7 protein-coding genes are annotated in these 18036 nt (G+C 73.4%); 6 read left to right on the top strand and 1 reads right to left on the bottom strand.

Features of this window, described 5'->3' with window-relative positions:
• The first annotated feature begins 78 nt into the window (after window positions 1-78).
• The 5 genes from D7147_RS06030 to D7147_RS06010 all read left to right on the top strand — a co-directional run bounded on the left by D7147_RS06030 (window position 79) and on the right by D7147_RS06010 (window position 8509).
• Window positions 79-1134 carry an aldo/keto reductase gene (locus D7147_RS06030; protein WP_120675247.1) on the top strand — a complete coding sequence of 352 codons (1056 nt, stop codon included), beginning with the start codon at window positions 79-81 and terminating at the stop codon, window positions 1132-1134.
• Between the two features lie 113 nt (window positions 1135-1247).
• Window positions 1248-2747 carry an MFS transporter gene (locus D7147_RS06025; protein WP_120674450.1) on the top strand — a complete coding sequence of 500 codons (1500 nt, stop codon included), beginning with the start codon at window positions 1248-1250 and terminating at the stop codon, window positions 2745-2747.
• A 119-nt stretch (window positions 2748-2866) separates the two neighbouring features.
• A complete protein-coding gene (locus D7147_RS06020; RefSeq protein WP_147437353.1) occupies window positions 2867-5683 on the top strand; it encodes an AfsR/SARP family transcriptional regulator in 2817 nt (938 codons plus the stop codon).
• 113 nt (window positions 5684-5796) lie between these two features.
• Window positions 5797-6321 (top strand): sigma-70 family RNA polymerase sigma factor, encoded by a 525-nt coding sequence (locus D7147_RS06015; protein WP_199734091.1) that lies wholly within the window; start codon window positions 5797-5799, stop codon window positions 6319-6321.
• A 151-nt stretch (window positions 6322-6472) separates the two neighbouring features.
• Window positions 6473-8509, top strand: a complete 2037-nt coding sequence (locus D7147_RS06010; RefSeq protein ID WP_120674446.1) for an AfsR/SARP family transcriptional regulator — start codon at window positions 6473-6475, stop codon at window positions 8507-8509.
• A 42-nt stretch (window positions 8510-8551) separates the two neighbouring features.
• Here the strand turns inward: D7147_RS06010 and D7147_RS06005 are convergent, their stop codons facing one another.
• Window positions 8552-11914 carry a S8 family peptidase gene (locus D7147_RS06005; RefSeq protein ID WP_233562959.1) on the bottom strand — a complete coding sequence of 1121 codons (3363 nt, stop codon included), beginning with the start codon at window positions 11912-11914 and terminating at the stop codon, window positions 8552-8554.
• 422 nt (window positions 11915-12336) lie between these two features.
• On the opposite strand from D7147_RS06005, the gene D7147_RS06000 reads away from it, so the two are divergent.
• Window positions 12337-17847: an ATP-binding protein gene (locus D7147_RS06000; RefSeq protein WP_120674444.1), complete on the top strand. Its 5511-nt coding sequence runs from the start codon at window positions 12337-12339 to the stop codon at window positions 17845-17847.
• The last annotated feature ends 189 nt before the right edge of the window (window positions 17848-18036 follow it).

Genomic DNA, 18036 nt, shown 5'->3' with positions numbered 1-18036 from the left:
CGGACACGCTGTCTAGACACCCTGTCTAGTCAGCCGCCGGCCGGCTCGCCGGACCGGACGATCAACGAGGAGTGGATGATGAAATACCGCCTGTTGGGGCGAACCGGGGTCTGGGTCTCCGAGATCTCGCTGGGCACCATGACGTTCGGCGGTGCGACCCACCCGGTCTGGGGCGCTCTGGGCGCCTTGGGGCCGTCCGAGGCCGATCGCCTGGTCGGCGCGGCGCTCGACGCCGGCGTGAACTTCATCGACACCGCCGACTTCTACAGCGACGGGGAGTCCGAGGAGCTGCTCGGCCAGGTGCTGAAGGACCGCCGACGGGACGTCGTACTGGCGACCAAGCTGTACTCGCCGGTCGGGCCGGGCCCGAACGACAACGGCCTCTCCCGGTTGCACGTGATGCGGGCCCTGGAGGACAGCCTGCGCCGGCTGCGTACGGACCACATCGACCTCTATCAGATCCACCAGTTCGACCACCTGACCCCGATCGAGGAGACGCTGAGCGCGCTCGACGACGCGGTCCGGCAGGGCAAGATCCGCTACCTCGGCTGCGCCAACCTCGCCGCCTGGCAGATCAGCCACGCGCTCGGCGTCTCCGCGCAACACCACCAGGCCAGGTTCGTCTCGGCGCAGGTCTACTACTCGCTGCTCGGGCGCGACGTCGAGCGGGAGCTGGTGCCGATGGCCGAGGCGCAGGGCGTCGGACTGACGGTGTGGAGCCCCCTGGCCGGCGGGTTCCTCTCCGGCAAGGTCACCCGCGACGGTGTGACCGACGAGGGCTCGCGCCACGCCGGGTCGGGCTACGACTTCCCGCCGATCGACCGGGAGCGCGGTCACGACGTACTCGACGTCGTCCGGGCCGTCGCCGCCCGGCACGGGGTGAGCCCCGCCCGCGTGTCGATCGCCTGGTTGCTGGCCCAGCGCGCCGTCTCCAGCGTCATCGTGGGTGCCCGCAAGGTGGAGCAGCTCGTGGACAACGTGGCCGCCACCGACCTGACCCTCACCGAGCAGGACCTGGCCGAGCTCGACGCCGTCAGCGCCCTGCCCACGGCCTACCCGAACTGGATCCAGCAGATGTTCGCCCCGACGCGGGTGCCGCAGCAGCGCGGCGTCGCCGTGCCGGACCCGGCGTAGCAACAGCCCGTCGTCCGCCCCGGCGCCGGCCGCCGACCCCGGTCGGGGCCGGTCGGGGCGGTCATCGGGAGCAACAAATCGTCGAATCTCAGAGACATACGGGGGAATCGTTCATGTCTGCCCTAGCCGCGCCCAACCCGAGACGCTGGACAGCGCTGCTCGTCATCTCGCTCGCCCAGCTCATGGTGGTGCTCGACTCCACGATCGTCAACATCGCACTGCCCGCCGCACAGCACGATCTCGGCTTCTCCGACGGCACCCGGCAATGGGTGATCACCGCCTACACGCTCGCCTTCGGCGGGCTGCTGCTGCTCGGCGGCAGGATCGCCGACATCGCCGGGCGCAAGCGCACCTTCCTGGTCGGTCTGCTCGGCTTCGCCGCCGCCTCGGCGATCGGTGGCTTCGCGGTCAACACCGGCATGCTGCTCGGCGCCCGAGCACTACAGGGCTTCTTCGCCGCGCTGCTCGCCCCGGCCGCGCTCTCCCTGGTGACCGTGACCTTCACCGAGGTACGGGAGCGGGCCAAGGCGTTCGGTGTGTTCAGCGCCGTCGCCGGTGGCGGCGGCGCGCTCGGCCTCATCCTCGGCGGGGTGCTCACCGAGTACCTCGACTGGCGGTGGTGCCTCTACGTCAACGTCCCGATCACGCTGGTCGCCGGAGTGGGCGCCGTGCTGGTGATCCGCGACGTGGCGCACTCGCGCAACACGAACCGACTCGACATCCCGGGCGCGCTGCTGGCCAGCCTCGGCCTGGTGAGCCTGGTGTACGGGTTCACCCGGGCCGAGACCGACGGCTGGACGGCCGCCTGGACCCTGGGCTCGTTCGCCGCCGCGGTGGTGCTGCTGGTCGCGTTCGCGGTCGTGGAGTCCGTCGTCAAGGCGCCACTGCTGCCGTTGCGGGTACTCACCGAGCGCAACCGGGGTGGTGCCTTCCTCGGGCTCGGTATCGCCGTGATCGGCATGTTCGGTCTACTGCTGTTCATCACCTACTACCTGCAGGTGGTCAAGGCCTGGTCGCCGGTTCTCACCGGTGTGGCGTTCCTGCCCATGGTGATCGGCCTGGTCATCGGTTCCGCACAGATCGGACCCCGCCTGCTGCACCGGGTCGCACCACGCCTGCTGATGGCACCGGGATTCCTGGCCGGGGCGCTCGGCATGCTGCTGCTGACCCAGCTCAGGGTCGACAGCTCGTACCTCTGGCCGATCCTGCCGGGCATGGCCCTGCTCGGCCTGGGCCTGGGCGTCGGGTTCATCACCGCCATGCACCTGGCCGCCCACGGTGTGCAGCCACGTGACGCGGGTGTCGCCTCCGCGATGGTCAACACCTCGCAGCAGATCGGCGGCTCGATCGGCACCGCGCTGCTGAACACCGTCGCCGCCGGTTCCACCACCGCCTGGCTGGCCACGCACCTCACCGGCACGCCGACTCCGCAACTGGCGAACGCGGCGGCGGTGCACGGCTACGTCACCGCGATGTGGTGGACCGTCGGCGTGATGCTGGCCGCGGCCGCGATCGTCGTCGTCTTCGTCAACGCCCGGCGGGAGGGCGGCCCGGCGGCGCAGACCGGTGACGGGGAAGGGAACGAGAGCCAGGTGCCCGTGCTCGCGCACTGACCGGCTCGACCGGAATCCGCCAAGGGGGCCTGTCCGTCGTGAGTACGGGCAGGCCCCCGGGCACGCCCGGCCCGTGGCCGCAGGCTTCGACGCTGATCAGCCCGGTTACCGTTTCCGGTGTGCGGGCGGAGGCGGACGAGGCGATCGACTTCTCGGTGCTCGGCTCGATCCGGGTCGTCCGCGCCGGGGCCGAGCTGCACCTGGGCGCCCGCCAGCAGCGCCTCGTCCTCGCGTTGCTGCTGGCCCGGGCCGGTTCACCCGTCTCACTGACCGAGCTGGTCGACCTGCTCTGGGACGACGACGCCCCGGCCAGCGCCGCGAACGTCGTGCACCGGCACGTCGGGGCGCTCCGGCGACTGCTCGAACCGGGCCTGCCCACGCGGTCGGCGGGCCGGTACCTCCCCCGGGAGCTCTCGGGCTACCGGCTGCACGCCGACGAGGACTCCCTCGACCTGCTGAAGTTCCGGTCGCTGAGCCGGCTCGCCGGCCGGAGCCTGCGGGACGGCGATCCGGAGTCGGCGCTGCGGCACTCCCTCGACGGGCTGCGGCTGTGGCGCGGCCGGTGCGCCGCCGGCCTGGAACCGGCCTCCCGCCTGCACCCCGCCTTCCTCGCCGTGGAGGCCGAGCGCGCCCAGGCGGTGCGCGAGGCCGCCGACGCCGCCGAGCGCTGCGGCCGGATGAGTGCGGTGTTGGTGCCGCTGCGGCAGGCGGCCGAACTGCACCCGCTCGACGAGTCGCTACAGAGCCGGCTGCTGCTGGCGCTGGCCGCCGACGGCCGTCAGGCGGAGGCCGTCGAGACGTACCGGGTGGTGCGCCGCCGGCTCGCCGACGAGCTGGGCATCGATCCGGGCGAGGAGCTGCGGGAGGCGTACGACCGGCTGCTGCACCAGCGCACCCCGGCGGCGCGTACCGGGTCGCCGGCGCCGCTCCCCCGGCCCGCGCAGCTGCCGCCGGACCTGCCCTTCTTCACCGGTCGCGGCGACCTCGTCGCCGAGGCCCGCGCGTTGGTGGCGCGTCCGGGTGGGCCGACGGTGCTCGCGATCGACGGGATGCCCGGGATCGGCAAGACCACCCTCGCCGTTCACCTCGCCCACGAGTTCGCCGCCGCCTACCCCGACGGGCAGCTCTATGTCGACCTGCGCGGATACGACGGGCGAGAGCCGGCGATGAGCCCGGCCGAGGCGCTGCGCGGCTTCCTCGGCTCGCTCGGGGTGCCACAGGACGGCATACCCGCCGAGCTGCACGCGCAGGCGGGCCTGTACCGCAGCAGCCTGGCCGGCCGACGCCTGCTGATCGTGCTCGACAACTGCCGGGACGCCGAGCAGATCCGGCACCTGCTGCCGGGCAGCCCCGGCTGTCTGGTGATCGTCACGAGCCGCGGTCGGCTCAGCACGCTGCTGACCACGGCCGGCGCGCATCCGTTGCCGGTCGGCCTGCCGAGCATCGACGAGGCCCGCGCCGCGCTCCTGCGTCCGCTCGGCGACGGCCGCGTCGCCACGGACCCGGCCGCAGTGGACGCCATCATCGCCCGCTGCGGACGGCTACCGCTCGCGCTGGCCGTGGTGGCCGCCCGCGCGGCGGGCCTGCCGCGGACGTCGCCGGCGCAGATCGCCGCCGAGCTGGCCGAAGCGCCCGGGAGTCTGGACGGTTTCGACGGCGACGACCCGCAGACCGGGCTGCGTGCCGTCTTCTCCTGGTCCTACCAGGCGCTCTCCGCCCCGGCCGCGCGGCTCTTCCGGCTGCTGCCGATCCATCCCGGCCCCGACATCTCGGTCGCCGGGGCGGCCGGTCTGGCCGGCGTTGCGCTGCGGACCGGTCGTACGTTGGTCGGCGAACTGAGCCGCGCGCACCTGATCAGCGAGGACCGGCCGGGCCGCTACCGCACCCACGACCTGCTGCTGGCCTACGCCGCGGAGCTCGGCGAGGAGCACGACAGCCCGGCCGAGCGCGCCGCCGCGGAGCTGCGCTGCCTGCGGTTCTACCGGGCCACCAGCTTCCAGGCGCACCGCCGGCTACTGACCTCCGAGTACCACCCGATGATCGAGCCGGGGCCGGGCGAGGCGCCGCTGCGCTTCGCCGACCAGGGGGAGGCGATGCGCTGGTTCGCCGCCGAGCGGCCGGTGCTGACGGCGCTGGTCGCCCGGGCCGCGCGGCAGGGCCGGCACACCGAGGCCTGGCAGCTCGCCCTCGGCATGCAGCAGTTCTTCGACCGCAGCGGCCGGTGGGTCGAGTGGACGACGACCGGCGAGGTGGCCCTCGATGCCGCCCGGGCCGGCGGCGACCTGGTGGGGCAGGCCCGGATGCACCGCAGCCTGGCCGGGGCGGCCTACTTCCGGCACGAGCACGAGGCTGCGCTCGGGCATCTCGACCGGGCGGTCGAGCTGCTCACCCGGCTCGGCCTGCTCGGTGAGCTGATCCGGGCCAACATCAACCGGGCGATGATCCTGGGCGCCCAGGGGCGACACGAGGATGTCGTCCGGGCGGTCTCCGCGGCGTTGGGGCCGGCCCGGACGGTCGGGGACGACAAGCTGCTCGCCGACGCCCTCGCGGTCCTGGGCGTGAGCAACGCCGAGCTGGGCCGGGCGGACGAGGCCGTGCGCTGCGCCGAGCAGGCGATGGCGCTGTCGCGCGGGGCGCAGTACAGGCTGGGCATCGCCGAGGCGTGGGAGGTGTTCGGCCGGGCGCACTCCGCCCGCCGGGAGCTCGGCATGGCCGTCGACTGCTGGCGCGAGGCAGCCGTCGCCTACCAGGAGGCCTCGGCGCCGGCGCCGGCCGCGGAGGTGCTGGCGCTGCTCGGCGACGCCCTCGCCGCCGCCGGCGAGCAGGACGCCGCGCTGCGGGCGTGGCGCGAGGCGCTGGCCCTGATCCCGTACGCGCAGACCCGCACCGGCCGGCGGCTGGCCGACCTGCTCGCGACGGTCACGTCGAGTCCCTGACCGGCTGCGATCGGCGACGGCACTCGATTCGCACTGGCACGTCAGTCCATTCGCATCGCTCGTCCATAGGCTCGTGCCTCGACTCGCCGTTGCTCAGTCTGTGGGGGTACACCGTGCTCCGGGCATCCGACGAACCACCGGCCGACCACTCCGAGCGCATGACCGCGCTGCACGCGGAGCACGCCCGTGCCGTGCTGCGTCTGCTGCTCGTGTTGACCCAGGGACAACGGCAGACCGCCGAGGATCTGCTTCAGGAGACGATGCTGCGGGCCTGGCGACACCTCGACTCCGTGCCGGCCGAGTCCGATGCCGCCCGCCGGTGGCTGCTCACCGTCGCCCGGCGGCTCGTCATCGACGGCGTCCGGCTGCGGCGGGGCCGTCCGGCCGAGGTCCATCTCGTCGACATGACCTGGATTCCCGCCGGTGACGACACCACCGGCAGCGCGCTCGCGTCGTACGCCATGCGGCACGCGCTCGGCCGGCTGAGCGCGGCGCAGCGCAGCCTGCTCTCCGAGGTCTACCTGGTCGGCCGGTCGCCGGAGGAGGTGGCGGGCCGGTTGGGTCTGCCGATCGGCACGGTGAAGTCCCGGACCCACTACGCGCTGCGCGCGCTGCGCAGCGGCCTCGAAGCGGCCTGAGCAGGGACGCTGCCGCCGACCGGTGGATCCGGCCGCTGAGTCGGCGCTCACCTCGTCGCCCCGCGCCCCGCCCACCTGAGGTGGGGCCTGCCATGCTCTGCTGATCGGCACCATCGGGCTCGGCAGGGATCGCATCGGTTCGAGAGACGCGTTGTCGTTCGACGTCCTCGGCCCGGTGCGCGTCCGGCGTGGGCGGTCCGAGATCGAACCCGGCACCCGGCAGCAGCGGCTGATCCTGTCGTTGCTGCTGGTCCGGGCCGGGAACGCGGTCAGCGTCGCCGAACTCGTCGACCTGCTCTGGGAATCCGACCCCCCACCCAGCGCCGTCAACGTGGTGCACCGGCACGTCGGGCTGCTCCGGCGGCGCTTCGAGCCGGGCCTGCCGACGCGGGCGGCGGGCTCGGTGCTGATCCGCGACGGCGCCGAGTACCGGCTGCGGATCGACGGGGAGTCGCTCGACCTGCTGCGTTTCCGGCGTCTGGTGGCCGAGGCCGCGAAGAGCTCCGGCGAGCCGGCCGTCGCGCTCTACCGGGACGCCCTGGCGCTCTGGCGCGACCGGTGCGCCTCGGGCCTGCGGACCGGCGACCGGGTTCATCCGGACTTCGTCGCGGTCGACCGCGAGCGGTTCGCGGCCGTCCGGGCGGCGACCGACGCCGCGCTGCGGGCCGGCTGCGCGCACCTGGTGCTGCCGGCGATCCGGCTGGCCGCCGAGTACGAGCCACTGGACGAGGCGGTGCAGGCGGGGCTGCTGCAGGCGCTCGCCGCGGACGGCCGGCGGGTCGAGGCCCTCGCCGCGTACGCCGACATCGAGCACCGGCTCGCCGCCGAGCTCGGCATCCGGCCGGGCTTCGAGCTGCGTGCGGCCCGCGACCGCCTGCTCGGCCACGACGGCCCGACCGCGGGTTCCGGGTCCGGGAGCGTCGGACCGGCCCTCGCCGGGTCCGCGGCGCCGCGCGACGGCGCGGAGGCCGAAGCCGACTCTCCGGCCTTCGTTCGGCCGGGAGCGCCGCCCGGCGGCACGACCGCCGGTTCGTGGACGTCGGCCGGGCCGGAGCCGTCGCGGCCGGTCCGGGCCGAGCCGCCGGCGCAGCTGCCGGCCGACCATCCCTTCTTCATCGGCCGCCGGGCCGCCGTGACCGCCGCCGAGGAGCTGCTCGCCGCGGACCCGCAGGCCACCGCGCTGGTCGTCGACGGGATGCCCGGCGTCGGGAAGACCACCTTCGCGGTGCACCTGGCGCACCGGTTGGCCGCCCGCTACCCGGACGGGCAGCTGCACGCGGACCTGCGCGGTTTCGACGCCGGCGGCTCGGTGATGACGCCGGCGGAGGCGCTGCGCGGTTTCCTGTGGTCGCTCGGTGTCGCGCCGGCCACCATCCCGGCCGAGCCGCCCGCCCAGGCAAGCCTCTATCGCGGCATCCTGGCCGAGCGCCGGACGCTGATCCTGCTCGACAACTGCCGTGACTGGGACCAGATCCGGGACCTGCTGCCCGGGCCCGGCGGCAGCCTCGTCATCGCGACCAGCCGACGCCGGATCGCCGGTGGGGGCGGACCGGCTGGCGCCCACCCGATCCACCTCGATCTGCTGACCGAGGCCGAGTCCCGCGAACTGCTCGTTCGACGCCTCGGCGAGGCGGCGACCACGGACCGGGCCGCCGTCGACGAGATCGTCGCGCGGTGCGGCCGGCTGCCGCTGGCCCTGGCGCTGGTCGCCACCCGCAGCGTCGGCCGAGCCGCACTCGGCCTGCCCGCGGTCGCCGCCGAGCTGGCCGAGGCCGACGGCCGGCTGACCGGATTCGGGGAGGCACACGCCGATCTGGAGGCGGTCTTCTCCTGGTCCTACCGGGCTCTGACGCCCGCAGCGGCCCGACTCTTCCGGCTGCTGCCCCTGCATCCGACCGGGGAGTTGAGTACTGAAGCGGCGGCTGCGCTGGGGGGCCTCTCCGTGCGCGCCGCCCGCGACCTGCTCGCCGAACTCGGCGCGCAGCTGCTGGTGCGGCCCGGCGACGGGCGGTGGCGGATGCACGATCTGGTGCGCGCCTACGCCGTGGAACTGGGGGAGGAACATGACGGGACCGCCGAGCGCGACGCCGCCGTCGAGCGGGTCCACGACCATGAGAAGCGAAGTGCGTACGTCACGGACTCGCCGCCCGCCCGGCGGAGCCGCGACCGGCCGCAGCGGCGCCGGTGACCCGGACGCGGCGCCGGTGGGCGCCGCGTCCGGGGCGCACCGTCAGTACCGGTAGGCGCGGATGACGGTCTGCTTGACCGTGTTACCGCCGGTGTCGCTCGCGGCGGCGCGCAGCGAGACGAAGCCGTGCCCCTTCGGGTTGTACACCAGGGCGACGGCCTTCTCACCGAGGCGCAGCACGGTGAGCTTCCGCCAGCTCTTGCCGTCGTCGAAGGACGCCTCGACGGTCAGCGTCCGGGTCCGGCCCGGCGCCGCCCCGACCTGACGGTCGAGCGAGACCGGGATCGCGAAGAGCCGCCCGGCCGGCGCCCGGTTGTCGATGTCGAGCTCCGGGGTGTAGCGGATCGCGGTCATCGGCAACTTCACCAGCTCGCCGTCGGCCACCCGGCCGGACTTGAAGGTCCACTCCGCGTCGACGACAGTCGACAGGGTGAAGGCCGGGTCGCTCTGGAACCTCGCGCTGAGCTTGTAGTCACCCTTCTCCGCGGGCACGTCCCAGGTCCACGGCGCCTGGTTCGCGTCGCCGATCTTGGTCCCGTTGCGGTAGAGGTTCACCTGCACGCTGCCGCCGACGGGGTGCCGGAAACCCATGTGCCCGGCACCGTCACCGTGCAGCGGCCCCGGTCCGCCGATCGTGTCGCCCCAGTAGCGGGTGGCGTACTGCTGGCCGAAGTTCGGCTCCGGGAAGACCGGCCCGATCACCCCGTTGGCCCACTTCACGTCGTACGTGCGCCCGGGCTTGAAGCTGGTCCAGGGCGACTGGTAGTACGTGTACCCCTGCTGGGCCGAGGTGGACTGCCAGACCGCCGACTTGTCCTGGTTGTAGTACTCGGTGAAGGTGCTCGGCGCGTCGTAGGTGAAGCTCGGCGGGATGACGCGATCGTCGCGGTAGACCGGCGAGTTGCCGGGCGCGTGCGCGACGGCGGTCCGCGAGACCGGCACGTCGGCCACGTCCGCGCTGACCCGGGAGCGGACGGTGGCGAAGTCGTTCGTGCGCAGCTTGCGGGTCAGCCCGGTCATCATCTTCTCGGGCTCGTAGAGGTAGACCCGGTAGACGTACGGGCTGTTGTGCAGGCTGCCGTCGTCGGCCACCTGGCCCCACATCCCGTGCACGTAGGAGACGAAGCCGGGCGTCTTGCCGGGCCCGATCTGCGCGGTCCGCACGTGGTCGAAGGGAAGGTTCATCAGCACGCCGTACGGGTCGTTGCTGCCCCAGATCTGCGGCTGCTCGGTCCGGATCGTCCAGCCGGACTCGGGGAAGATCATGGTGGCCTTCGAGTTCGGCACCGACACCGCGATCGGCTTCGCCTGACGGGCGTCCATGGTGAGCGACTGGTCCCGGGTCAGGTCGAGGCTCGGCCGCACCAACGACGTGACCTGCGGGAAGTTCGGGTCGCCGCTCTGCAGGTAGGTCTGGACCAGGTAGCGGCCCGGACGGACCCGGTAGGTGGTGGTGGCGGGATCGCCGAGCACCAGCACGGTCTGCCGGTCCAGGTCGGTCAGGACCGTCGCCCAGCCCTGTTCGGGAGTGGGCGCTCCGCCGTCGGGCCCGACGAGCTTGAGGGTCAGCCGCTGCCGGGCGATGTCGAGCGCGACCGGGGTCTGCACCTGCACGCCGTCGCCGGTGGCGGTCACCTCGCCACCGAAGTAGCGGTCGGGCAGGTCGGTGCCGGCCCGCACGTCGACGGTCACGGTGGCCGTGCCGCCGGCCGGGACCGTCACCGAGGAGGCGCTGAGGTTGAAGAGGCCGGCCGGCGCCGGGGCGCCGTCGGCGTCCTTGGCGTCGAGGGCGAGGGCCAGGGTGAGCGGGGTGGAGCCGCTGTTCGCGTACGTGATCGTGCGCTGCTGCGCGGCGCCGGTCCGCTCGAAGGCGACGCTGACCGGGGTCGCCGTGACGGTCTGCCGGGTCGCCCGGGCGACGTCGAGGAAGCCCGCGCCCTGCTCGTAGACCCCGATGGTGGCGTTCGGCTGCGCGGCTGCCATCAGGGTGGACTTGATCCGCTCAGGCGTCCAGTCCGGGTGCTGCTGCGCCAGGATCGCCGCCGCGCCGGCCACGTGCGGGGTCGCCATCGAGGTGCCGTTCATGCCGGTGTACTGCGGGTTCTCGGCGGCCGGCAGCTCGGAGGCGGAGCTGCGGGCGGCGACGATGCCGACGCCGGGCGCGGTGATGTCCGGCTTGATGCCGGCGTCGCCGGCGCGCGGGCCACGGCCGGAGAAGGAGGCCAGCTCGCCCGTCTTGGTCACGGCGCCCACGGTCAGCGCCTCGGCCACACTGCCCGGCGAGTCCACCGTGGACTCACCAGCCTCGCCGCTGTTGCCCGCGGCGACGACGAAGAGCGTGCCGTAGCGGTGGGTGAGGTCAGCCACGGCCGCCTCGATCGGGTCGGTCTCCGGGCTGTCCGCGCCGCCGAGGCTCATGTTGGCGACCTTGACGCCCTGCTGCGCCGCCCAGGTCATGCCGGCGAGGATGGCCGACTCCGGGCAGCCCTCCTCGACGCAGACCTTGGCGCTGTAGAGGGAGGCGCCGGGGGCCATGCCCTTGTACCGGCCCTGCGAGGCCTCTCCGCCGCCGGCGATGGTGGAGGCGACGTGGGTGCCGTGGCCGACGCGGTCGAGGGTGTCCGGGTCGGCGGTGAAGTTCTCTGCGGCGGCGACGCGGCCGGCCAGGTCGGGGTGGGTCTGGTCGACGCCGGTGTCGATCACACCGACCTTCACCCCGGCTCCCGTGAAGCCGGCCTGCCAGGCCTGCGGCGCGCCGGTCAGCGGGACGCTGACGTCGAGGGTGGGCTGGCGCAGCCCGTCGAGCCAGATCTTGTCGAACCCGGTCCGCAGCCGCCGCTCGGTGCCGCTCGCGGTCGACGTGATGCCGTTCCAGAAGGACACCGCGTCCGCGCGGCTCTCCGCGACCGCGCTCACCCCGGAGAGCGTCCGGGTGGTCCGGGCGCCGGCGAGGCCGCCGGGGGCGGTGCCGCCGTGCTGGACGATGAGCGGCAGGGTGGCCCGGCTGTCGTCGTAGCCGAACTCGACGAGGGTCGAGATGTCGAAGAGCCGGGCGTCGAGCTTGCCGCGGTTGAGCAGGGCGAGGGCGTCGGCGGGGATCACCCGGACGTCCTCGCCGGCGCTGTGGGTGATGAACGGGATCCGTTCCCGGCCCTTGCCCGGCACGACGTCGACAGCGGTCTGGCCGTTCACCGCGCTGACGTGGACGGTGTCGCCGGTGACCAGCGTGACCGTCCGGGGCTTGGCCGCGACCGCGGCGGTGGTCGCCCGTTCGGCGACCGTGGGTGTGGTCGCCGGCTCCGCGGCCCGGGGCTGTGCGGACGCGGGCGAACCGCCCGGCGCCACCGCCGAGACGCCCAGCACCAGCACTGCCAGCGCGGATAACTTGCGGACTGATCGCATCATGCTCCCTTGATGAATGCGAGGGGGTGTTCGGCTGCTCCAGACGTGTCGGCCCGGTGAAAGTTCAGTCCATGTGACCTGAGTCACTCTCCGCCCGTCGAGAGCTGCCGCGATCCGGCCGGTTCGGCGGCGATTTTCCGGACCGATGACCACGAAGGGTCGGAGAACCGGGCGAAGTTCGCCGATCCCGCCGGCGAGGCCCAGCCGCGCCGTGCACGCCGGAAACCGGCCGCGACTCGCCGGGCCAGGCCACACCGGATGAGCGAGCGCGAAGCCAAAGAGTTTTGTACGGTTCCTACAAACGATGCGGTCCCGGGTTCGGCGGTTACGACATGGCGCGGCCGGCCGGACGGCGGAAGGGTGATCACTACCGGGGCTTTTCCTGCCCCGGCGCATACGTGTGGGGTCTGCCGGGGGGTCTTCGGGTGTTCAGCCGTGTTGCCATCGTCAACCGAGGTGAGGCCGCTATGCGGCTCATCCACGCGGTCCGGGAGCTGGCCGCGGAGACCGGGGCCCGGATCGAGACGGTCGCCTTCTTCACCGACGTGGACCGTACCGCCACGTTCGTCCGCGAGGCGGACATCGCCTACGACCTCGGTCCCGCCTCCGCGCGCCCGTACCTCGACCTGAAGGTGCTGGAGCGCGCGCTGGTGGAGTCCGGGGCCGACGCCGCGTGGGTCGGTTGGGGCTTCGTCGCCGAGGACCCGGCCTTCGCCGAGCTGTGCGAGAAGGTCGGGGTCACCTTCGTCGGCCCGAGCGCGGACGCGATGCGCAAGCTCGGCGACAAGATCGGCGCGAAGCTGATCGCCGAGGAGGTCGGCGTGCCGGTCGCGCCGTGGAGCCGCGGCGCGGTCGAGACCCTGGACGCCGCCCTGGCCGCCGCCACCGAGATCGGCTACCCGCTGATGTTGAAGGCGACCGCGGGCGGCGGCGGACGCGGTATCCGCGTGGTCACGAACCCGGCCGAGCTCGCTGACGCCTACGAGCGCACCAGCCAGGAGGCCGCCCGGGCGTTCGGCAGCGGCATCGTGTTCCTGGAGCGCCTGGTCACCGGCGCTCGGCACGTCGAGGTCCAGGTGATCGCCGACGGTCAGGGCACCGCGTGGGCGCTCGGCGTACGCGACTGCTCGGTGCAGCGGCGCAACCAGAAGGTCATCGAGGAGTCCGCCTCGCCGGTGCTCAGCCCGGCGCAGGCGGCCGAGCTCAAGTCCTCCGCCGAGCGGCTCGCCGTGGCCGTCGGCTACCGGGGCGCGGCGACCGTGGAGTTCCTCTACCACCCCGGTGACCGGCTCTTCGCGTTCCTCGAGGTCAACACCCGGCTGCAGGTGGAGCACCCGATCACCGAGCTGACCACCGGCTTCGACCTGGTCAAGGCGCAGCTGCACGTGGCCTCGGGCGGGCGGCTCGACGGCACGCCGCCGGTGGAGCGCGGGCACGCCGTCGAGGCCCGGCTCAACGCCGAGGACCCGGACCGCGACTTCGCCCCCTCCCCCGGTCGCATCGCCCGGCTGGACCTGCCCGCCGGGCCGGGCATCCGCGTCGACACCGGCGTCAGCGAGGGCGACACCATCCCCGCCGACTTCGACTCGATGATCGCGAAGGTCATCGCGTACGGCCGGGACCGGGACGAGGCGCTGGGCCGGCTGCGCCGGGCCATGGCGAACACCACGGTGATCATCGAGGGCGGCGCAACCAACAAGAGCTTCGTACTCGACCTGCTCGACCAGCCTGAGGTCATCGACGCGAGCGCGGACACCGGCTGGATCGACCGGGTCCGCGGTCAGGGCCGGCTCGTCGCCCACCAGCACTCCGCGGTCGCGCTGGCCGCCGCCGCCATCGAGGCGTACGAGGAGGAGGAGGGCGTCGAGCGGCAGCGGCTGCTGTCGACGGCGGCCGGTGGGCGTCCGCAGGTGCAGCACAAGAGCGGCCGCCCGCTCGACCTCAAGCTGCGCGGTGTCGGCTACCGCGTGCGGGTGGCCCGGATCGGCGCGCACCGGTTCCGCGTCGGTGTCGAAGCCGGTGGTGACGTGCGCACCGCCGACGTCGAGGTCGACCGCTTCGACCGGCACACCGGGCAGATCGCGGTCAACGGCACCCGCTACCGCCTGCTCACCGGCGTGCACGGACCGATCTTCCTGGTCGAGGTGGACGGCGTCACGCACCGGGTCAGCCGGGACGAGGGCGGTGTCCTCCGCTCCCCCATGCCCGCGCTGGTCGTGGCCACGCCGCTGGAGGTCGGCGCCGAGGTCGAGGCGGGCGCGCCGGTGCTGGTGCTGGAAGCCATGAAGATGGAGACGGTGCTGCGGGCGCCGTTCAAGGCGCGGCTCAAGGAGTGCGCCGTCGCGGTGGGCAGCCAGGTGGAGGCCGGCGCCACGCTGCTGCGGCTGGAGCCGGCCGACGGGACCGTTGAGGTCACGGAGAGCCCGGCCGCCGCCCCCGTCGAGCTGGACCTGCCCGCCGCGGTCGACCAGGTCCCGGCGGCGGAGCGCGCCGCGCGCGGCCAGGAGGACCTGCGCGGGCTGCTGCTCGGCTTCGACGTGGACCCGCACGACAACCGTCGGGTGCTCGACGACTACCTGGCCGCCCGGCAGGCGGCCGCCGACGACGGCCAGCGGCCGCTCGCCGCCGAGGTCGACCTCGTCAACCTCTTCGTCGACCTCGCCGAGCTGACCCGTAACCGGCCGACGGGCGAGGACGGCGGCGCGAGCCACATCCACAGCGCCCGCGAGTACTTCCACACCTACCTGCAGAGCCTCGACGTGGAGCGGGCCGGGCTGCCGAGCGCGTTCCAGGCCAAGCTCGCCAAGGCGCTCGGCCACTACGGGATCAGCGAGCTGGAGCGCTCCCCCGAACTCGAAGCCGCCGTGTTCCGGATCTTCCTCGCCCAGCAACGCGCGTCCGCCGACGCCACCGTCGTCGCGACGCTGCTGCGCACCTGGCTGCGGGAGTCGCCGCCGGACGAGGCGCTGCACGAGCCGGCCGGCCTCGCGCTGGAGCGGCTGATCGCCGCCACGCAGGTCCGCTTCCCGGTGCTCGCCGACCTCGCCCGGGGCGTGGTGTTCGCCTGGTTCGCCCAGCCGCTGCTGCGCCGCAACCGCGCCCGCGTCTACGCCGAGGTCCGCAAGCACCTGCGTCACCTGGACGTGCACCCGCAGGCGCCGGACCGCCGCGAGCGCATCGCCGAGATGGTACGCAGCACCGAGCCGCTGGTCCGGCTGCTCGGTCAGCGGCTCGTCCACGACCACCTCGACAACGCGGTCATGTTGGAGGTCCTGACCCGGCGGTACTACGGCAACAAGGCGCTCACCGCCGTCACCACCCGGGCCGTCGCCGGCTGCACGTTCGTGGTCGCCGAGCGGGCCGAGTCGAGCGTGGTCTCCGCCGCGGTGCGGTTCGACGCGCTGGGTGACGCGCTGCGCGGGCTCGGTGAGCTGGCGAGCGGCGGCGAGGCCATCGACGCCGACATCTACCTCGCCTGGGAGAACCAGCCCGAGGACTTCGACGCGACGGTGGCCGCGCTGCTGGAGGTCATCAACGCGCACCCGCTGCCGCCGCAGGTCAGCCGGCTCACCACCACCGTCGCGGGTCGCGGCGGCGCGGTGATGCACCATCACTACACGTTCCGTCCGTCCGACGGCGGGATGGTCGAGGAGCGGCTGATCCGCGGCCTGCACCCGTACATCGCGCAGCGGATGCAGCTCGAACGGCTGCACAACTTCGACCTCACCCGGCTGCCCTCCGCCGACGAGGAGGTCTACCTCTTCCAGAGCGTGGCCCGGGAGAACCCGTCCGACCAGCGCCTCGTCGCGTTCGCGCAGGTGCGTGACCTGACCGAGCTGCGTGAGCACGACGGTCGGCTGGTCTCGCTGCCGACCACCGAGGACGCCGTCGCCGCCTGCCTCGACTCGATCCGGCGCGCGCAGTCGCGCCGGCCGTCGAAGGTCCGTTTCAACACCAACCGGATCGTGATCTACGTCTGGCCGCCGAGCGACCTCACCCGCGAGGAGATGGAGATCATCGCCAACCGGGTGCGGCCGACGACCGCGGGCGCCGGGCTGGAGGAGATCCTCTTCATCGCCCGCCAGCGCAACCGTACGACCGGCGAGCTGACCAAGATCGGGGTGCGGATCTCCTTCGACGGCGCCGGCGGGGCGGAGCTGACCGTCGGTGAGCCGCCGGTCGAGGCGATCGAGCCGCTCGACGACTACCGGCTGAAGGTGCTGCGGGCCAGCAGCCGCAACACGGTGTACCCGTACGAGCTGACCCGGCTGCTCGGCGACTTCGTCGAATACGACCTGGACGACGATCACGCGCTGGTGCCGGTCGACCGGCCCAAGGGGCGCAACAGCGCCGCCATCATCGCGGGTGTGGTCAGCACGGCGACCGCGCGGCACCCCGAGGGCGTCACCCGGGTGGTGCTGCTCGGTGACCCGACGAAGGCGCTGGGCGCGTTGTCGGAGCCGGAGTGCCGTCGCGTGATCGCCGCGCTGGACCTGGCCGAGCGGATGCGGGTGCCCGTGGAGTGGTACGCGCTCTCCGCCGGCGCGCGGATCTCCATGACGTCCGGCACCGAGAACATGGACTGGGTGGCCGCGGCGCTGAAGCGGATCGTCGAGTTCACCCAGGGCGGTGGCGAGATCAACATCGTGGTCGCCGGCATCAACGTCGGCGCCCAGCCGTACTGGAACGCCGAGGCGACGATGCTCATGCACACCAAGGGCATCCTGGTGATGACCCCGGACTCGGCGATGGTGCTCACCGGTAAGCAAGCGCTCGACTTCTCCGGCGGGGTGTCCGCCGAGGACAACTTCGGTATCGGCGGCTACGACCGGGTGATGGGCCCGAACGGGCAGGCGCAGTACTGGGCGCCGGACCTGGCCGGGGCGCGTGACGTGCTGATGGCGCACTACGAGCACACGTACGTGGCGCCGGGTGAGGGCGCGCCGCGGCGGGCGGGCAGCACCGACCCGGTGGACCGCGACGTCTCCGACTTCCCGCACGTGGTGGCCGGCAGTGACTTCAGCACGGTCGGCGAGATCTTCTCCGCCACGGCCAACCCGGACCGCAAGAAGCCGTTCGACATCCGGACGGTGATGCGCGCCCTCTCCGACCAGGACCACGCGGTGCTGGAGCGCTGGGCGGGCATGGCCGACGCCGAGACCGCTGTGGTGCAGGACGTACACCTCGGTGGGGTTCCGGTGTGCCTGCTCGGCATCGAGTCCCGGTCGGTGCCGCGGCGTGGCTTCCCGCCCACCGACGGCCCGGACACCTACACCGCCGGCACGTTGTTCCCCCGCTCGTCGAAGAAGGCCGCGCGGGCGATCAACGCGGCCAGCGGCAACCGGCCGCTGGTGGTGCTCGCCAACCTCTCGGGCTTCGACGGCTCGCCCGAGTCGCTGCGCGAGCTGCAGCTGGAGTACGGCGCCGAGATCGGCCGGGCGATCGTGAACTTCCGCGGGCCCATCGTCTTCTGCGTGATCTCGCGGTACCACGGCGGAGCGTTCGTCGTCTTCTCCAAGGCGCTGAACCCCAACATGACCGTGCTGGCGCTGGAGGGCTCGTTCGCCTCGGTGCTCGGCGGGGCCCCGGCCGCAGCGGTGGTCTTCACCGGCGAGGTGGACGCCCGTACCGCGGCGGACCCGCGGGTGCGGGAGCTGGAGGCCCGCGTGGCGGCGGCCGCCGGCACCGACCGCGCCACGTTGACCGCCGAGCTCGGCGAGTTGCGCTCGTCGGTCCGCGCGGAGAAGCTCGGCGAGGTGGCGGCGGAGTTCGACCGGGTGCACAGCGTCCAGCGGGCCGTCGAGGTCGGCTCGGTCGACGCGGTGATCCGCACCGCCGACCTGCGTCCACGCATCATCGAGGCGATCGAGGCGCACCTGCGCCGACCGGTCCAGCGGCCGCGCCAGGCGCCCGACGGACACATCGCGATGACCTGACGGCGAACGGCGGGCCGCTGCGGAACCGGCGCACGGCTCACCGGTTCGGGCGACGCGGGGTGGAGCTCCCTCCCGACCGCGTCGCCCGGCAGCGCCCCCGGCACCGCGCCCACCCGCGGTGGTCACCGGCCCCGCCGCCCCGCCGGTACCCCATTCGGGACACATCGCCCTGATCGCCCCCGGGCTACT

Source organism: Micromonospora musae (genome assembly GCF_003626545.1).
Taxonomy (GTDB): domain Bacteria; phylum Actinomycetota; class Actinomycetes; order Mycobacteriales; family Micromonosporaceae; genus Micromonospora; species Micromonospora musae.
Note: the sequence above shows the minus strand (reverse complement) of the source record. Positions and strands in the feature narration are given on the sequence as shown.